Annotated in this window: 9 protein-coding genes; 4 read left to right on the top strand and 5 right to left on the bottom strand. The window is 44.2% G+C overall.

The features are described from left to right. Positions 1-25: 25 nt before the first annotated feature. Positions 26-2674, top strand: coding sequence for an ATP-binding protein (locus BDI_RS17390; protein WP_011967337.1), 2649 nt, complete (start codon positions 26-28; stop codon positions 2672-2674). Here the strand turns inward: BDI_RS17390 and BDI_RS17385 are convergent. Both BDI_RS17385 and BDI_RS17380 read right to left on the bottom strand, forming a co-directional pair. Beyond that, positions 2669-3676, bottom strand: coding sequence for a sensor histidine kinase (locus BDI_RS17385; protein WP_005859503.1), 1008 nt, complete (start codon positions 3674-3676; stop codon positions 2669-2671). The genes BDI_RS17390 and BDI_RS17385 overlap by 6 nt on opposite strands. After that, positions 3673-5037, bottom strand: a complete 1365-nt coding sequence (locus BDI_RS17380) for a sigma-54-dependent transcriptional regulator (protein WP_005859505.1) — start codon at positions 5035-5037, stop codon at positions 3673-3675. Before BDI_RS17380 ends, BDI_RS17385 begins: the two co-directional genes overlap by 4 nt. 216 nt (positions 5038-5253) lie before the next feature. Here BDI_RS17380 and BDI_RS17375 point away from each other — a divergent pair, with 216 nt between their 5' ends. Next, complete coding sequence (locus tag BDI_RS17375; RefSeq protein WP_005859506.1) at positions 5254-5859, top strand: DUF4858 domain-containing protein; 606 nt, start codon at positions 5254-5256, stop codon at positions 5857-5859. Here the strand turns inward: BDI_RS17375 and nudC are convergent. Further along, entirely contained in the window at positions 5830-6603 is a 774-nt protein-coding gene (gene nudC, locus BDI_RS17370) for an NAD(+) diphosphatase (RefSeq protein ID WP_005859508.1), read from the bottom strand. The genes BDI_RS17375 and nudC overlap by 30 nt on opposite strands. A 213-nt stretch (positions 6604-6816) precedes the next feature. Between nudC and BDI_RS17365 the strand changes: the two genes are divergently transcribed. Beyond that, positions 6817-9204: an ABC transporter permease gene (locus tag BDI_RS17365; RefSeq protein ID WP_011967336.1), complete on the top strand. Its 2388-nt coding sequence runs from the start codon at positions 6817-6819 to the stop codon at positions 9202-9204. On the opposite strand, the gene BDI_RS17360 is transcribed toward BDI_RS17365, so the two are convergent. Beyond that, positions 9143-13252, bottom strand: coding sequence for a hybrid sensor histidine kinase/response regulator transcription factor (locus BDI_RS17360; RefSeq protein ID WP_005859515.1), 4110 nt, complete (start codon positions 13250-13252; stop codon positions 9143-9145). The genes BDI_RS17365 and BDI_RS17360 overlap by 62 nt on opposite strands. Before the next feature lie 162 nt (positions 13253-13414). Here BDI_RS17360 and BDI_RS17355 point away from each other — a divergent pair, with 162 nt between their 5' ends. Next, on the top strand, positions 13415-15811 hold the full coding sequence (locus BDI_RS17355; RefSeq protein ID WP_011967335.1) for a TonB-dependent receptor: 2397 nt from the start codon (positions 13415-13417) through the stop codon (positions 15809-15811). 347 nt (positions 15812-16158) lie between these two features. On the opposite strand, the gene BDI_RS17350 is transcribed toward BDI_RS17355, so the two are convergent. Continuing rightward, the gene (locus BDI_RS17350; RefSeq protein ID WP_005859519.1) at positions 16159-19173 is read right to left on the bottom strand and encodes a DUF6383 domain-containing protein; all 3015 of its coding nucleotides are present in this window, start codon (positions 19171-19173) and stop codon (positions 16159-16161) included. Positions 19174-19701: the final 528 nt, after the last annotated feature.

Raw genomic sequence — 19701 nt, 5'->3', positions numbered from 1 at the left:
AAGCACATGAATAGGTAGGTAAAGAATGACATTATTAAAAAACTACATACGATTCGTACTCTTTATCGTGTTAAGTCTGGTCTTTTCTTTCCACTTATACGCTACAGATAATGCAGGCCCTATTTTAATCATTAGCTCCTACAATCCCGATACACGTAATACAACCGCCAATATTTCCGAGTTTATGGAGGAATATAAGCGGGGAGGTGGTATCTCGCCGGTGGTTATCGAGAACATGAACTGTAAGAGCCTCCCGGAAGCCCCCTTATGGGACGGTAAGATGAGAGGTATATTGGATAAATATAAGGAAAATAACACCCCTCAGCTTATCATTATCTTAGGTCAAGAGGCATGGGCTTCTTATATCTCCCAAGAATACAAGCCTGATATACCGGTTTTATGCGGTATGATCAGTAAGAATGCGATCTTATTACCCGACTCGGATTTAAATGTCGCCGAATGGGAGCCGAAATACATCGATATCCAAGAGTACGTAGATAAAGGTTTACACCTTGGCGGGTTCTTGTATTCTTATGACGTAAAAGAAAATATCCGGTTAATACGTAAGCTATATCCCAAAACTCAAAATATAGCATTAATCACCGATAATACCTACGGTGGTTTAGCTATGCAGACCTTGGTAAAAAAGGAAATGGAAAATATCAAGGATCTGAACTTGATATTACTGGATGGAAGAAAGAATAATATCTACACCATCGTTGAGCAAATCAAGAACCTGCCGGATCAGACCGTGATATTGATCGGTACATGGCGTGTAGACGTGAACGACGGGTATTATGTTGGAAATGCCACGTATACCATGATGACCGCCAATCCCAGAATCCCGACATTCACATTGGCATCCGTCGGCATAGGGCACTGGGCCATCGGAGGTTTCAGTCCCAAATACAGGCCTATAGGTTCCGATTTGGCGAAAGAGGCTTTAAGTATATTGGAGAAGAAAATCGCCCCTAAAGATATCCATCCCCAAATCATCCCCAATGGATATGTGTTCGACGCTTCAAAGATCAAGGCTTTTGATATCAGCAGACTGTCATTGCCCCACGACGCTACTATTATCAACGAGGACCCGAGCCTATTCTCCAAATACAGGTTCGAAATCTTGCTAAGCGTAATCACCGTATTGTTTATTTTCCTGATTATGATATTAATCTTCTTTATCCGGACCAATAAGCTGAAAGATAAGTTATTGGATCTACAGAAAGATAATATACTAATCATGAATAATATCCAAGCTTCTATCTATTTCATCAAGCCGGATTATACCGTAAAATGGAGAAACGAGGTAGAGTTCCATGACTGTATCCCTGAATTCGGTCCGGCTAATTGCTTCTTGGTCAAGAACGGAGTAAAGCCTTATTGTACCCGTTGCACGGTCGCAAAGGCCATGGAAACCAAAAAGCAGGTCGATATCACGAATGAGTTCGGCGATGGAAAGTATCTTCATATTTTGGCGAACCCTGTATTAGACGAGCACAACAACCTTATCGGGGTTATTTTCAAGAAAGAAGACGTGACAAAACAAAAACAGGCGGAGAACGAACTGAGGAAAGCGAAAGAGAAAGCGGAAGAGTCCGATCGTTTGAAATCCGCATTCTTGGCGAATATGAGTCATGAGATTCGAACGCCATTGAATGCGATCGTCGGTTTCTCCGGATTATTGGCCGTAACCGAGAATATGGAGGATAAAGAGGAATATATCAATATCATTAATAGCAACAACGACCTGCTATTGCAATTGATCAATGATATTCTCGATCTAGCCAAGATAGAGGCGGGTACGCTAGAATTCGTGGATTCAGACGTAGATGTCAATCAACTATTCTCCGATATCGAGCAGTCTTCCCGTTTGAAGGCGCAAGATGGTGTGCAGGTATGCTTTGTCGAGAAGATCCCGAATTGTATCTTACGCACCGACCGTAACCGGGTCTCCCAAGTCATTACCAACTTTATCAACAATGCCATCAAGTTCACAACTCAAGGTAGCATCCTGTTTGGCTACCGCCGTAGAGACGATGAGTTGTATTTCTATGTAAAAGATACGGGATGCGGTATCGCCAAGGATAAGATCGGTCAAGTTTTCACCCGTTTCGTTAAGTTAAATAGCTTTGTGCAAGGAACGGGGCTGGGATTATCGATTTGCCAGATGATTATCAAGCGTCTGGGTGGAGATATAGGGGTGGAATCAGAGCAAGGAAAAGGTTCTACATTCTGGTTTACGTTGCCCTATTCGATACTAGAGATGCAGGAAGTCCCGCATGAGAAACCAAAGACCGAGAATGTACAGAAGAGCCAGTCATCCAAATCTGCAACCCTATTAATAGCGGAAGATAACGAAAGCAACTATACTTTATTCCAAGCCATGTTGAAAGATTATAACCTTATACACGCATGGAACGGGGAACAAGCGATCGATTTATTCAATAAATATCAACCGGACTTAATCCTAATGGACCTAAAAATGCCGATCGTAGACGGCTATGAGGCTACACGGGTAATTCGGGAAAAGAACCAGTCCATTCCTATCATCGCCGTAACAGCTTTCGCCTTCGCAGAAGATGAGGAACGGGTAAAACAAAGCGGATTCTCCTCTTACATCGCTAAACCGATCAAGCCGGATAAGCTAATCGCATGTATTAATACTTATTTATAGAATCCGTTTGGTAACAATCGGAAAACGCAAAACGAAAGAGGAACCCTTCTCTACTTGAGAGTCGAGACTAATACTTCCTCTATGACGGTTCATGATCTGCCGGCAAAGACTTAATCCGATGCCGGAACCTTTAGATTTAGTCGTGAAGAAAGGAACGAAGATTTTGTCGATTGCCTCGGGAACAATTCCGCTACCATTATCAATCACCGAAATAATTACCATACCGTTTTTTTGGACAGCCTCCACTATAATTTGAGGGGATAAGGATTCTTCACAAGCCTCTATCGCATTTTTCAATAGATTAATTAATACTTGTTCCACCATGATCCGGTCCGCATATAAATTCAAGTCTTCCGGCTTTACATGAAAGAAGAGGATATCGGATTTCTCCGGGAATAGAAGCCGGATATCGTCAAAGAGAGCCGAAACCGAGAAGTTTCGTAAAGTAGGTAAAGGCAGACGGGTTAATTTCCGATAATTCTCGACAAAATCCAATAACCCCTTACTTCTTCGGTGGATCGTTTGCATGGCTTGCACCATAATAGCGTAGTCTTTCTCATTCATGCCATTTATCGTCGCACGCTCGGCTACCGTCTCCGATAAAGAGATTACCGGAGCGATCGAGTTCATGATCTCATGCGTCAATACCCGGATAAGTTTCTGCCATGCCTCGGTTTCCGCCTCAGCGACCACCGAACTATACAATCGACTCCGCAAAGCCTCCAAGGCAGCGTTCATAGAAGAGGCCAAAGCCTTTTCGTCTTCCGTCATTGAATCGGAAGGATAAAACAGGCTCAGATCCCCGTAATGAATACTCTCTATCAGGTATTCCATCCGCTTAACAGTCTTTTGCTGATCCTTATATAAGAAAACCGAAAGCGCAAGAATACAAAATCCGAACAGCGCAGGAATAAACAAAAACCCTTTCAGCATTAAGAATGAGGCAGTAAAAGACAAGACCACGATCCCCAAAATACGAGCGAACAACAAGTAACGTATCATAAGCCAAATTTCTCCAATTTACGATACAAGGTAAAGCGGGTAATCCCTAGAAGCTCGGCGGCACGAGTGATATTCCCCTCGGCACGACGTAAGGCACGTTCGATCGCTTCTTTCTCCAATACCGTCAAATTTAACTCATCGGATGGTTCCTTATCCCTAAGCGGGACAGAACGCAGAATAAAGTCTTCCGGCCTTAGCCAATTACTTTCAGACAAGATAACCGCCCGTTCAATCGCATGTTGCAGTTCACGTACATTACCGGGCCAAGCATAATTATGTAGCTTATTCTTCCCATCCCTGTTAATGCCCTTCAAGTCTTTCTTATATTTACGGGCATACTTCGACAAGAAATGTTCAGCCAATAAGATCACGTCATTTCCTCGTTCCCTCAAGGGAGGAATATGTAACTCGATCGTATTAATACGATATAAAAGATCTTGCCGGAAAGTACCTTCTGCCACAAGATGATGGATATTCACGTTCGTTGCGCAGATCAACCGGATATCAATCGGTATGGGTTGCGTTGCTCCCAAGCGGGTTATCTGTCGTTTTTCCAAAGCGGTCAACAGTTTCGCTTGCATGGAAAGGCTTAAGTTCCCGATCTCATCCAAGAACAAGGTACCACCGGAAGCTACCTCCATTCGTCCCGGCTTTTCCTTACGGGCATCCGTAAAAGCCCCTTTCTCATAGCCAAATAATTCACTCTCGAAAAGTTGTTCCGGAATAGAGCCCACATCGATCCCGACGAAAAGATTCTCCGAACGCGGAGATTGATGATATAAGGCGCGGGCAACTAAATCTTTACCGGTTCCATTCTCCCCCAAGATTAATATATTGGCATCCGTATTCTTTAATTTATCGACCGTAGCGAAAATAGCCTGCATCGGTTCGCTTTCACCGATGATCTCGAAGCCAGCATCCTCGGGTGAACTAAGAATCTCAACTTGTTTCTTTAAATTTCGCACTTCCGCCCTACTCTCCCGAAGTTCCAATGCAGAAGAGAGTGTAGCGAGTAATTTCTCCTTTTCCCAAGGTTTCGGGATAAAGTCGGTAGCTCCCGCCTTAATCGCCCGCACGGCCTTATCCGTATCCGAATAGGCAGTCATAAAAAGAACCACCACGTCCGGGTCTATCTTCTTTATCTTCTCCAGCCAATAGAAACCCTCCTGACCACTAATAGCATCCCGTTTGAAATTCATATCCAACAAGATAATATCCGGGATAAAAGTCCGCATGAAATGATCGATGCGCTCCGGTTGCGTAGCCACTCTTATTTGTTCCATATAGGGCTCCAGTAATAAGTTAAGGGCAAAAAGGATGTCCTCATTATCATCTATAATTAATAGTTTTCCCTTTTTCATAAGCGCTGAACTAGTTTGTGATGCCTCAAAGGTAGGTATTAAATCAATGGAAGAAGCGTGCGTAATCGAACGATTACCGTGCGCAGATGAACTGTTAAATTAATAGTCCGCAAAGAGGGTTAAGATTAAGTAAACGGTAAGACTATTTAAGCGAAAGAAAAAACGAGGAGAAAGAAGGAAGACTATCTTTGAACACAATTAACAATTCAGGCATTCATGAGACCACTATTGATTGGATTTTTCGTCTGTATAAATATACACTTAGGCTATGCGCAATGGACTGAGCAAGATTCGATCTGGCTAAAGGATGTATTAGCAGGCAAAGATTCCATCAAATTGAACCCTGAATTCCAAAAAGCAATCCAAAGCGGTTCTTTCCTCAACCCGGAACCGGGAAAACCGATGGGGAAACCTCAACTGGCCGCTCCCAGCAATATCCCTATCACCAAAGATTTCTCAGAATATATCCAACAAGACGATACGACACACCGAAAAGTAGCATTGAAGGATTTACCGCCATCGGTATTCTGGCGACATAATCCACCGTATAAAAAGATACTGCCTGTCTATCAATCTATCTTAGATGAATTGAAAAGGACTCCGTCCAGTGGTCGTACCTCACTAGCTACCTTCGATCTAGGAAGGATGACCAGCCGGAAAACATATGTCCATAAACGCAACGCAAAACGCAACGGAACTTGGCAAAACTACGGCAACCTCCCTACCCCGGATGTCATCTCTAAAAAAAAGAAATTCGAAAGACAACAGGCAGAGGCCGCAAAAAAGGACTCCTCATTGATGATCCAACCACCAATCGATTAGCTTACGGGCCAAGCTCAACTTACGGGGGATCTCCGGTAGATTATCTTTGGTATAGAAGGCACCAGAGCTTAGTTCCTCATCCTGCAACTTAATTTCCCCACTTACATAATCCGCTACAAAGCCAACCATCAAGCCACTCGGATAAGGCCAAGGTTGGTTTCCGAAATAAGTGATATTATCGACCTCTAAACCCGTTTCCTCACGGACCTCCCTGCGCACACACTCTTCCAAGGTCTCGCCAACTTCTAAGAATCCGGCCACTAATCCATGGAAAGTTCCCCGGAAATTACGGGCATGTACCAAAAGAATCGAATCCTCCTTACGGATCAAGACGATCATCGCTGCTGAGATTGTCGGATAAATCTCATGTTTGCAAGAAGGACATTGCTTCGTGATCGACGTAGTCTGCACGGTAGGAGTACCACATACCGGACAGAAACGGCTATGGCTATCCCAATAAAGCAATTGATAAGCCTTACCCGCCTTCTCGTAACACGCTCTCGAGATATAATCCCAAGAGGCACGCAACCCCATATGTACGTAACGGTCATTCCCCTCCACCGGAGTATCTAATTCTGCCGTACGTGCGGGAAGTCCATCCCGGTAATCAACCTCCAGCGTATGAGAAACCGGAACTGGGGGATTCTCGCCATAGGGGATGGTATACGTATCATTCTCTTTCTGAAGCAACAGTTGGTCTTTATAAAAAAGGAACCAATAACAGAGTTTATTTGAAGTTTCCATGCTAATATTCCCGAATTATCTTTCTGTATGTAAAACATCCGCGAACTTACGAATTAAAATCCAATAACGTGCGGAAGCGAACGTGCACCGTGCGAAGGCACACACAATCGTTTCTAAGCATTTTTCTATTATCTTATGATTAGCAGAACGTTACATCGATGGCACATTATTTGCCTCCTTTCTAAAAAATGAATATATTTAAAACCTGTTACAATGAAACTAATGATTCGAAACTTACTTTATCTATTCAAGCGGTTTAAGACCGCTGTCGTGTTAAACCTCTTTGGCTTAACAATCGCTTTCGCCGCTTTCCTCCTGATAGTAATGCAGGTGGATTACGAGATGAATTACGATGCCATGCACAGCAAATCAGGCCGAACCTTCCGGCTAGAGGCAAATCACGGAGAATTCGAGCATAACGCCATCCATTGCCTAATGTTTAGCGATGCTTTTGTTAACTCATCCGCTCATATCACGGATTACTCCTACCGTTATCCATTCTACGGAGGAGAACGGTATTGCCAAATCGACGAAGTAGACGATCAAGGAGAAGCGAAAGTCTTTAAGGAAAACTTCCAGCTTTGTCTACCCAATATCTCAGATGTCTTTGATTTCCACATGAAAGAAGGTTCCGTCGAATGCCTATCCATTCCCGGCTCCGTACTCATTCCGGAGAGTGTCGCCAAAAGGCTGTTCGACAAACAATCCGCTATCGGTAAACGTATCCGGATGTCCGGCAGTAGTGGCTGGCAACCTGTAAGTACCACGATACTTACTATTGGGGGTGTCTATAAGGATTTCCCGGGAAATACTACGGTACAAAACCGTATTTACGTCCCGATGGACCAACTGGATCTATTAAAAAGTTCTTGGCAAATGTATGCCAACGAAATATACGTCACGCTAGACGATCCCCTAAATAAAGAGGAGGTATTGGATCATTTCAACAAGACTTTCGATTTCGCTAAAAGCCAAATGGGTTCAGCGCAAGAGATCGCATTACGTCTAACCCCCTTAAAGGATGTTTATTACACGCATGATACAACTTTCGACTTTAATCCGAAAGGTCACCGGGAGACAAATTATGTGTTACTGGGTATCGCTTTCCTCATCTTATTCATCGCCGGAATCAATTTTACCAATCTCACAACCTCGTTGATTCCCCTACGATTGAAAACGATCAATACGCACCGGGTATTAGGATGCTCCATCTATAAGTTACAAGCCATCTCACTGATTGAATCGATCGTGATCTGCTTGATATCCTACATTCTCGCCTTATTCATCGTAAACGATTTGTCTTACACACCGATCGCTAATTGGGTAGATGCGGATATACGTCTTAGTCAATACAAAGGCCTGATCCTTCTCACTGCACTGATCGCTATCTTGACGGGTTGCTTGGCGGGACTTTATCCAGCTATACGAAGTACCTCCTATGCGCCGGCCTTGGTACTAAAGGGCTCTTTCGGTCTTAGTCCCAAAGGGAAAAAAGTACGTGTCGCCCTGATCGGTTTCCAATACACGGTATCGATCGCCTTGATTATTGTCACCTTATTCATGGGACTTCAGAACCATTTCATGACCTCTAGCGAGCAACTAGGATTCAATAAAGACCAAGTAGCCATCGTGAACCTGACACCGGAGATCTACGCCAAGCATAAGCCCCAATATATCCAGAAACTTAAAGATTATCCGGGAATAGAGGATGTGGCCTTCTCCGTCTACGAATTATCGAAAGAAGATGACATGATCGATCTCGAATATGCCCGTCATGAAGATAAGGATGTATTCTTCAAGGTATTCTATGCCTCCGAGAATTTCCTTTCCGTCATGGATATCCAAGTAGAGGAAGGAAGGGATTTTACACGGGAGGATTTAAACAAGGCACAAAGTGATTATATCATCAATCCGGCGGCAGAGCGGGATTTCCACTTACATCCCGGAGATCGTTTCAATGATCGTACGGTTCTAGGAGTCAGCAAGGATTTCCGGTTTAACTCTTGCCGGATCGCAAGCTCGCCTTTCGTATTCGCATTGAATAACGATATACCCAATCCTAAATTGGTATCCTATATCCGCTTCAATTCGAAAACGAATTTACAGGAAGCTGTCGCCCACGTCCGGGAAACATTGAAAGAGATCGATCCGACTTTCCCTTTCGAGATCTCTTTCTACAACACCATCTTAAATAATTTATATCAGAAAGAACAAACACTGGGTAAACTAATCTCCCTATTCGGAATAATGGCGATCTTGATCTCTATCGTAGGTGTATTCGGACTCGTGCTATTTGAGACGCAATACCGCCGGAAAGAGATCGGTATCCGCAAGATCAACGGAGCGACTACCGGACAGATTCTTTTGATGTTCAACAAGACTTATATCCAGATCGTCTCCGTTTGCTTCATCATCTCGATCCCAATAGCATGGATGGGAACACAACAGTGGCTAGAGAATTTCGCTTATAAAACACCACTCCATCTTTGGGTCTTCATCGTAGCTTTCCTAATCATTCTCTCGGTTACGATCGGTACCGTTACTTTCCGGAACTGGCAAGCGGCGAATGAGAATCCTGTGAACTCGGTGAAGTCTGAATAAACTCACTCGGAGTGATCCCGTAAATTTCTTTAAAGCAACGGGTAAAATAGTTCGGATCGGAGAAGCCGACCTGAGCAGCTACCTCCCCAATCGAATAAGCGTGCTGCCCCAATAACTCGGCGGCACGCTTTATACGTATATTACGGGTGAATGAGGAAGCGGAGCAACCAGTAGTAGACTTTAATTTCCGAAATAAGCTGGCACGGCTCATCGCCATCTTGGAACAGAAAAGCTCTACATCAAACTCCGGGTCCTGCAAATGAGCCAGAACGACCTTTGTCACTTTCGAAAGAAATTCCTTATCCGGATCGGCGATGGTTTGCTCCGGAGTACGCAAGTCGAACCGATCCCTGAAATATAACTTTAGTTGCTCACTACGTTTGAGCAGATTCTTGATCTTCGCTTTTAAGACAGCAAGACTGAATGGTTTAGGCAGATAATCATCCGCTCCGGCTCCATACCCTTCCAATTGTTGACGTTCTTCCGCTAAAGCAGTCAATAGGATAACCGGTATATGGGCCGTCCGTTCATCCGTTTTCAAAGCCTCGCAACATTCAATCCCATTCATGACCGGCATCATTACATCCGAGACAATCACGTCCGGTAGGATCTCCAAGGCTTTCTCCAAGCCGACCTTTCCGTTTTTCGCTATCACGACCCGGTAATCCGTTTGAAAAGCATTCATCAAATAACGACATAGATCCTCATTATCCTCTACAAACAAAAGCGTTTGTCGTAGATTCTCCGGGACCGAGTTTGTTTCTTCCAATGGAACTGATTCCCGCAAAGATACCTCTTCCATTTTAGGTTCCGAATACTCCAACCACTCCTCAGGATAAGCCTCTTCCGATATAGGCAAGGCAACCGTAAAAACAGAACCTTTCCCCAATTCACTCTCACATTGAATGGTTGCCTTATGTAACTCCAATAGCTCTTTTGTGTACGCAAGGCCGATCCCCGAACTCTCCGAGCGGCGAAACGCTATCGATGCCCCCTTATAATATCGATCAAAAATATACGGTAACGATTCGGGAGGAATGCCGATTCCACTATCCGTAATTCGTAAAGTCATGACCGCATCGGATGAGCTTTGCTCCAATGAAGCGGAAAAGCTTACCGAACCACCATCCGGCGTATACTTAAATGCGTTCGACAGTAAATTATATAGAACCTGCTCTAGGATATTCTTGTCAAAATAAGCGATTGAGATATCCGGGGCAATCGAATACGTAAACGCGATTTTATAGGAATCGGCCAAAGGAATAAAGGTTTCCGAAATATCCTCTAAGAATCGGCTGAGATCCGCACAAACGATATGCGGGGAAGGTACTCCCCGGGTCAATACCGATAAATCCAGCAATTCATTGACATGCCAAATCAAGCGATTGGTATTCCGGGAGATCGTACGCAAAATCTCTTTATCTCCACAAGATACTTCTGAACCGGAATGCCGTTCCAGATCCTCCGTCAATCCCTTGATTATCGTCAGAGGGGTACGAAGCTCATGAGAGACATTCATAAAGAAACGAGTTTTCAACGCATCTTTTTCCTCCAGTTCTTGCTTGGCCTGTTTCAACAGCCGTGTACGTTCTTGTATCTTACACTCCAACTCGGCTTGGCGAAGTTGATACCAGCGCACCCTGCTCTTATAGGCGATACACAACAGTACGCATACAACCACGAATACCAGCAAAATAAACCACCACGTCCGCCACCAAGGAGGAAAGATCCTGACAGGTTCGGTAATGGGAGCGCTCCAATAGGAACCATTGCCGGAAGTTTCCACCCGAAACACATAGTTTCCCGGTGGTAGACGGTTATATATAGCCGTACGATCGCTGGCGTCCACCTCCCGCCAATCCGTATCATATCCATCCAGACGATACCGGTATCGGATACTACGGGGATGAGAATAATCGAACGCAATAAAACCCACCTGTAAACCTTGCTTCTCACGTGAGTCTCCGATCGTGAGGTTCGTGATTCGCAGAGACTCAGGTATTTTTCTCAAACCGTCCGTTAACTGAACGGGATCAAAAGAAACGATCCCCTCATTACTGCCAAATACAAGTTCACCCGATTTGCGCTTACAGCAAGCGCCACCCATAAACTCATTCGATAATAAACCGTTTGCCGTCGTATAATTAACGATATGCCGGTTTTGTATATCCAAGCGACTCAGCCCTTTATTCGTGCTGACAAACAGGATGCCCGGCTCGCCTTCACGGATTCCTCGTACGATATTTCCCGATAAGCCATCCTGTACCGTGAAATGATCAAATCGCCCGGTTCGCTTGTCGTATTGATCCAACCCCGCATTTGTACCGATCCACAAATAACCGGAAGAGTCCACAAACAGACAATGAATATGATTCGACGCAAGGGGATTCATCTCACCCGGTATATATCGATACGTGATAAGCGCTCTCGTCTTCGTATCCCACACCCGAAGCCGCCCCTCATCCGCTCCTCCCCAAAACCAAGACTCTTCGCTCACGCATAAGTTACATAACTCCGACAACGAGTTGATCGGATAATCATAAGAGACTTGGTAATCCGGTATAAAAGGGCGGATTCGGAAATCATCCAGATTCAACCGGTCCGGGTTGGCGTCTTGATAACTGATCCATAGGTTCCGCTCCGAATCCTCACGGATAGAACCTATAATCTTTCCGGATAAAGAGGACGGACTTTTTTGGGGTGAGAAGGTAAAACGCATATCTACCCGGGAAGTCTTATGGTTAATCCGATCTAATCCCCTAGAGGTCGCAACCCAAAGATTCAGGTCCGAATCCTCATAAACGGCTAGGATATGAAGAGAAGACAGATTCTCTTTTTCCGTGTATCCCAAGGTATATCGAAACAAGGAAGGTGTTAAATCCGCATGGCTCACCCCATACGTGGAATGCCCCGCCCACAGATGATCCGAGTCATCCAGAAACAAACAGGTAATCTGGTTACTGCTGATTGAATGTGCGTCTTCCGGCACGTTCCTCAACTGTCCCATTTTCCTCTCCTTCGGAGAATAATAAAAAAGACCTTGATTGAAACGGCTATCATCAAACCAGACCGTTCCGTCCTTACTCTCGAAGATGGATCTCACTTGGCATTCTCCCGTAGGTTCCAGATCCTCCGGCCGGTCAAAGAAATGCTCACATCGCAAGGCAAGCCGATTCATCCGGCTAATCAAGCTTGTCCCCTTATTATGTCCGATCCAGAAATCACCATCACCGGTCTCCAAGAATTGATATACCCGAGTATCCTCACGACCGACAGATTGGAAGATCTCTCGCTCTCCCATATCAACCGAACGAAAAGCCCCTTCACGTCCCGTACCTAACCACATATAATCAAACCGGTCGATATAGATCGCGTTAACGCCATTCAAATTGCCGGCATTGATATCCTCCCGGTCATTTGTCCGTATCGTATAATCTTGAAAGTGGTTTGTTTCTTTGTCATACAAACTAAAACCAGCTAAAGTCCCTACCCAAAACGAATGATCCGGCGCCGAATACAAACAATTCACAGGAGACGACGAGACTACCGAACCCGCCGAAGAAAGGCGTACCAATTTCTTCTCTTTAGCGTCATACTCCAACATCCCGTTCTCCGTACCTATAAAGATATGTCCCGGAACGGAGGCCGAGAAACAAGTAGGACTACCATACACACGTAACTGTTGTCGAAGCCATTCTTTCGTGAAATTCAGAAATGTATCCGAACCTCTGTCATAACGGCTAATCCCACCCGAGGAAAAAAAGATCCAGATACCTCCATCTGAATCCTCGAATAATTTATCGATAGAACTGCTTTGTATACTTTCCGGACAATCCGGTACGGGCAAGAATACTTTAAACGTATATCCATCGTAGCGGTTCAAGCCTTCAGTCGTCCCGACCCAGACATACCCGGTACGATCCTTCAAAATAGAGGTCACCGAAGAAGAAGAAAGCCCGCTATCCATTGTTATCCGGTCAAAAATAACGTTGGTAGCTTGCGTTCTCGTTACCATAAGTACAAACAGCAGTAAAAGGTATATTCTCATCCATTCATCCGATTAATGCCCCAAATATAAAGATTAAGTGGGTGAAAATCACAGAAAACAGAAAGATTGAACGATTTGTACGGTATTATGAAACATATGTCCGGCCCGCTCCCTCCCTATTTCCCTAGCTTTGCGGTATCAATTCTAAAACGAATGTAAAATATGAGAAAACTTTTTCTATCGCTAGTATTCCTTAGCGCACTACTATCTATCCATGCGAATCCGGGTATTAAAGGAATCGTAATCGATCAAACCACCCGTAAGGCATTAGACTACGCTCACGTTGTATTATATGATGGAGATCATATCGTCGAAGAAGCTATGACTGAAGCGAACGGTTCTTTTCTAATCCAGCCCGTAAAACCGGGAACGTATTCGATCCGTATCCATTTTCTGGGATATGATGTTTATATGGGAGAGGAGTTTATCCTTACAGAGCAAATCAAGGATCTGGGTATTATCCCGATGCAAATGCTTGAGGTAGGCTTACAGGAAGTGGAGGTCGTAGCCAACAAGAAACAAGTCATCTATAAACTGGATAAAAAGATCATCGAGGCTTCTTCCAACCTGCTTTCCTCGGGAGGAACCGCTGTCGATATCCTAGAGAACACGCCTTCCATCCGGGTGAACGCCGAGGGAGAGGTTACCTTCCGGGGGAGTAGCGGATTCACAGTCTACGTAGATGGAAAGCCCAGTATATTTACCGGGACCCAAGCCTTGGAACAGATCCCGTCCGGACAAATCCAGAATATAGAGATCATAACTACCCCGTCCGCCCAACATGATACAGGGGGTGATGTCGGGATCATCAATGTCATTACCAAGAAGAACTTCGGGGAAGGGTTGAGCGGAGTAATCAACCTAAGCGGGAATACGGTATGGAGCCGGACCTTGGATTTCTTGTTGACCGGACAAAACAAGGCGTCTCAATGGCGTATAGGCGGTTATGTGGGAAACCGACTTCGCAAAAGTCATTTTACCCAAGAGAAAACGACGTTGGTAAACGATACGACAACGACTTCTTATTCCAATGGCCCCCGTGAAAGTAACGGCTACGCATATATTCTCAATGGAGGTTGGAGCTATACACAAAAACAAACGACTTTTTCCATTAACACGGAAGGTGGATATGCCGGACTCAAGCGAAAAGGGGATCTGGAATATACGGAAGAACGTTCCGCTAATGGCGAGCAATTCGAGAACGGAGAGTTCAAGAGCCTTGACGACTTTGATATCCATGAGACTTTCGGACTAGGGAATCTGGCCGTGGATCATAAGTTCAATGATAAGGGGCATAACCTTAGCGGTAGCTTCTTCTTGAAATATGGAGGCGACGCTCTGGAATATTTCCAAAGCGATCTGTTCGACAAAAACAACGTACGCCAGCAAGGTCATCGTGCGTGGGAGGCCGAACATCGTTGGACCGTCCGTGCGAAAGCCGATTATGTATTTCCATACAGCAAAACCGGACAAATCAAGGCGGGTTATCAATATTTCTCATACTCGGAAGACGGCGATTATAGTATGCAGTTTTGGAACCCGGATACCAAAGAGTTCTTCTGGCGTGACGATATTTACAACACGTTCTATTTCCAACAAGGGATCAACTCCCTTTATGCGATCGTTGGGGATAGCTACCGGTCTTTTGATTTTCAAGTAGGATTACGGGGAGAACATACGCATCAAGTATTACGTAGCTCCAAAGATTGGGCAAACCGCCTACAAAAGCGTTTTGAGTTGTTCCCATCCGCCCATATCGGTTATAACCTCACACAAAATCAGAAGCTTCTATTCGCTTACAGCCGTCGTACGACCCGACCGGAGCTTTATTTCATGGAGCCATACATCACTTACAAGGATTACTATACAGCCGAGATCGGTAACCCGGATATACGCCCGGAGTACATTCATTCTTTCGAGTTGAATTATTCCTTGACTTCCGGCGACAATGCCTTGTCTGCCTCCCTATTCCACCGAACCCGCAAAGACAAGATCGAACGATTACGGGTTCCTTACCAAGCCGGGGTTACCTTGGATTCCATGGCGAACGTGGGACATGATTATTCCACCGGAATAGAACTATCGGGCAGTTTGCAGGCCACCAGTTGGTGGAATACGCAAATAAACGGTAGCCTTTATCACTACCGGGTAGAGAACGAGTATAAGACGGACGGGAAGAATGAGACCAGTACCAATTACGAGATCGCATGGAACAACGCTTTCACGGCAGGTAAATACACAAGGATACAGCTTGACGGCAATTTCGTAGGCCCTTCCGTAACCACCCAAGGAAGAACCCAGTCGTTCTGGTTTGTCAACCTAGCGATACGGCAACAATTCTTCAAACGGAAGTTGACGGCCACCCTCTCTTTCCGGGATGTCTTCAATACGGCCCGTTATGTCAATACGATCACTTCCTCGAACTTGATTTCCAAAACACGAATCCGGCCCGATTACCCGTTGATAGGCTTGACCCTTAGCTATACGTTCAACCAGTTCAAGCTAAAGAATGGCTTATCCAACAATTCAAAGGATTTATTCGAGGGGACGAATCATTAGTACAAATCATACTATCGCAAAATCCTATATAATGGAACATCTGAGATGTTTTAACTATTTGTCCTTGCAACTGTTATTATCATCTCCTACTTTTGCGATAGGAAATATGACTGTGAAGATTTCCATATAGTGAGGACTGAGCCGAAAAAGTAAGCCCCGATCGAACAAACGACCGGGGCTGATTCTTTTCCCGCTTTCCTTCCTCACGGAAGTACTAAGGGATGAACTTTAATTTATTACTTTAGTATTAATATTAATCCATTCCCGCTTGTTCGCCCTCACGGGATACTTGGATAATCCGCACGGGGATGATTTTCGATTTATTTTTCATTATTCCTTTACATGTCTTATTTAACGACCACCTTTACAGTCTCGTCGCCAACCGTTACAAGAACGATTCCTGCGGGAACAGCGATCGTAGCGTTATCGGAAGTAACCACTGTCTCAGCCAATGGCATACCCAACAGGTTACGAACATAAGCCGTCTCGCCTTGAGCGCCTTGGATCGTTACGGAACCGGCGTTGCCGATCACTACGATAGAAGAGGCGGAGCTGTCGATAGACTCGTTACCGGTCGGGATGATACCGTTCTCAACGCTTACGACCAAAGCCTCTGATTTATCGTTCGTGAATCCAAGTTTACCGTTCAAGTTGAAGATATAGTTTGAACTAGATAAACTCTTGATGATATACTCACCTTCTACAGTAGCATCTTTCAATACGATCTGGAACTTAAAGTTGTTCAAGCCATTCTTAGCGGTCACCTCTGTTTCCTTACCTTTTACAGTAGTAGACAAAGTATCGATACCTACCAAAGTAGCCGGGCGGAAAATAGCCTTGATAGAGGTGCGATCCACCAACTTATAGCTATCGTCTGTTACTAGGCTAGCAGAACCCGGGTTGTAATAAGAAGCGGAATCCTTAGCGTTATACAAGAACATTCTCGGAGCGTTGGCTGTCGTATCAACACCCTTAGAGATATAGAATGAAGGAGTATAAGCTTTCGTATCAGCAGTATCCAACCAGAATGTCAAGTTCTCCGCATCTGCGCTTGTCGGAGCGATAACAGCGTCGTTAGCCTCGCCTACAGCCACGAAACCACCTTCCAATGCTTGGAAAGAAGCATGTCTAAGAACAGAAGGCAAGGAAGGAGTCGTGATATCTCTCACTACGAAGAAACTAGCTTTTACGTCTTTTGCTGTCGCATAAATACTTTCCTGCGTCAACTTGCCATCCGTACTACTCAAAGCCAAACCTTGCGTATTCTTATTAATGATCTCTGTGTATTTACGTTCTGTACCAGCCTTAATTAAATAAGCGGAACCGTTCTTGTTCTCCTTCACGATAAATCTAGGAGCGTCTTCCACGTCATCTTCTTGAATAAGTGAATAGCTTCCACGAGTTTCATTCAAATAGAAAGCCTTACCGTCCATATGCAATTTGAATGCGTAAGATACGATAGCGATATCTTTCACGTCTTTCGTCTTAGTCTCTTCGTCTTTTACGATATAAGCGTATTTTGTAGATCCATAGATCGTATCGGATTTAGCCACGTCGCTTTCAGCGGCACTGCAATCGAACTTGATGATTTCCCATTCAGCGGCATCCAACGCTTCTTGAGTAGCCTCTACAGAAGAAGGAGTAGAGCCTGTATATTTAGCTTTCAAGTACAAATCCTTATAAAGAACATTCGATCCAACCGTAAATTTCAGTCTAGCTAACTCAGCAAGCTCAGCGTCTGAATAATCAGCGTAACCTGCGGAAGGAGTTACCGTAGCAGGGATCAATTTGATCTTCAAGCCATCTACTGTTGCCAAATCTTTGTCATTAGAAATCGTATATGAGTTATTTGCAACATAAGCATAAGTGAATGTCTTAGACTCCGCATTTACTTCGTAAACATTAGCCTCATCGGTCTTACGTAAAGAAGCCGTGAATGAAAGGCCTGTGGCAGCACCCGTAGAAGTATTATAGGTATTTACCTCACGGTTCGTGAACGTGAACTTCTGCCCGTCAATCTTAGTTACTACCCACTGATTCTGCGGAGCGTTCAAGTTTACATAATCCGGGCCTTGAGCGAACAACTCATAATCGCTCGTTCCTACTTTTAAACCTAAGTACTTACCGTATTCGGAAGAACCGGATTTAGTCACATTCTTCTCATTGCTTACGAACAATACATTAAATACGGACGGCGCATCCTTACTCAACAATTCAGAAGCTTTCAGCATATTGGAAGTGCTAATCGTACATTTTGCGGTAGTCGGCTTGCTAGTCGTTGTTACATAAGTAGTGCCTGTAGAGGTAATAGCGTCTACATAAACATCAGGAACTGTAGTTTGATCGTCTTTAGCCGCATCTTTCTTCACACGTACGGAAGACAGTTTCAATGTATATTCACCCGGTTTGTTTACGTTATCCATCTCTGATACCGTAAACGCAGCGTTACCGGCGTAAACTTGCTCCTTAGACGTGTTTGCAGTCATTACCAAATTCTCTCCGGATACCAACTTGAAAGCGAAACCAACGCCATCCGCTCTCTTCAGCGCATTGATACCAAAATGGTTTACCGGGTCTACAGCGATAAAGGTAGAAGCCTTGAAAGTTGCCTCATCTACAATACCACCTTTCGGAGCAGATACGGCGAAATAAGTTCCTGACGGTAAAGACAAGTTTGTAGCCCAAGTCTCTCCAGCAAAGTTATAAGCCCTAATCTTCTGATCGAAGATATTCTCCTTCGGCTGTGGATTAATCGCCGGAAAACTCAAAGCGAAACCATTACCTAAAGCCGCATTTAAGTCATCAACAGAAACAGGAGCTGCATCCTGTACGAAAACTTGAATATTTACTCCGCTAGAGTTCATTGACCAAGTTGTACCCGAAAGCCCGATTTGGTGAGAAGCGTCAACGGCTTGGATAGCCTTACCTGCTTGAATATACTTGTTTGCGTCCAACCATGTCAACTCATTAGCCTTGCCTGCATCCACCGTCGTAGTGATTGTACCATCCGTGGCAAAAGACAATAAAGTACCTGTTTCCTTGTTCTTAAACGTAAAATAGGATTTACCATTACGAGTTACATGAGAAATAGCCCATAAATACGCACCATCGCCACTAACTACATCCTTATCAGTTTCCGCCGTAGTATTCAATGCGGTGTATTGCTCCGCAGTACCTTTTTTCACGCTCTGTCCACCAATGTAGCTGTAAGTTCCGCCATTCTCATTCGCAAGATAATAATACTTGCTGCCATTGAATTGGGTATCTGCCGCTTCTTTGGTTGTTTGAGCATTCGCAGTAGTAAACAATGCACCTGCGGTCAGCAAGCCCATTGTCATCAACGTAGAAATTCTCTTGTTCATAATCTCTAATTTAAATATTAATAATAGTGTTAATTAAATATCATTCAACATATTAACCGATCACCTCCTATTCGAAAACGACTAGTCTAAACGATCGTTTAGATCTTGCGTTTTTAAAGAAGAAAAACGGGAGGTTCGTTTACGGAATCGGTTGTTTCGTAAAGGATAGGCTATCCTATTGATAAGAAAGCGAATAAGGGAACAAAAAAATAGCTCGGAAGGGTTGCAGAAGTCAAAGAAACGCGTACCTTTGCAAATGACTAATTATAACGATCGTTTTCACCAATCATTTTCATATATATAATATAATGTACATGCGTACATTATAATAGCGTACTAAAATATCTCCTTGCAATAAATAACATATTCAATATAAACTCCCCCGTTTTGGGCCTCGGAAGTGAATAACTAACGGCTTGTCGAGTGAATAACTAACGGCTATACCTAGTGGATAACTTACGGCTTGGGAAGTGAATAACTAACCACTTACAAACCTTTTTTCCTACCGTTGACCAAAGGAATTTCCTA

The sequence above is a fragment of the Parabacteroides distasonis ATCC 8503 genome (assembly GCF_000012845.1).
GTDB classification, from domain to species: Bacteria; Bacteroidota; Bacteroidia; order Bacteroidales; family Tannerellaceae; genus Parabacteroides; species Parabacteroides distasonis.
This window is presented reverse-complemented; position numbering and strand designations above follow the sequence as displayed.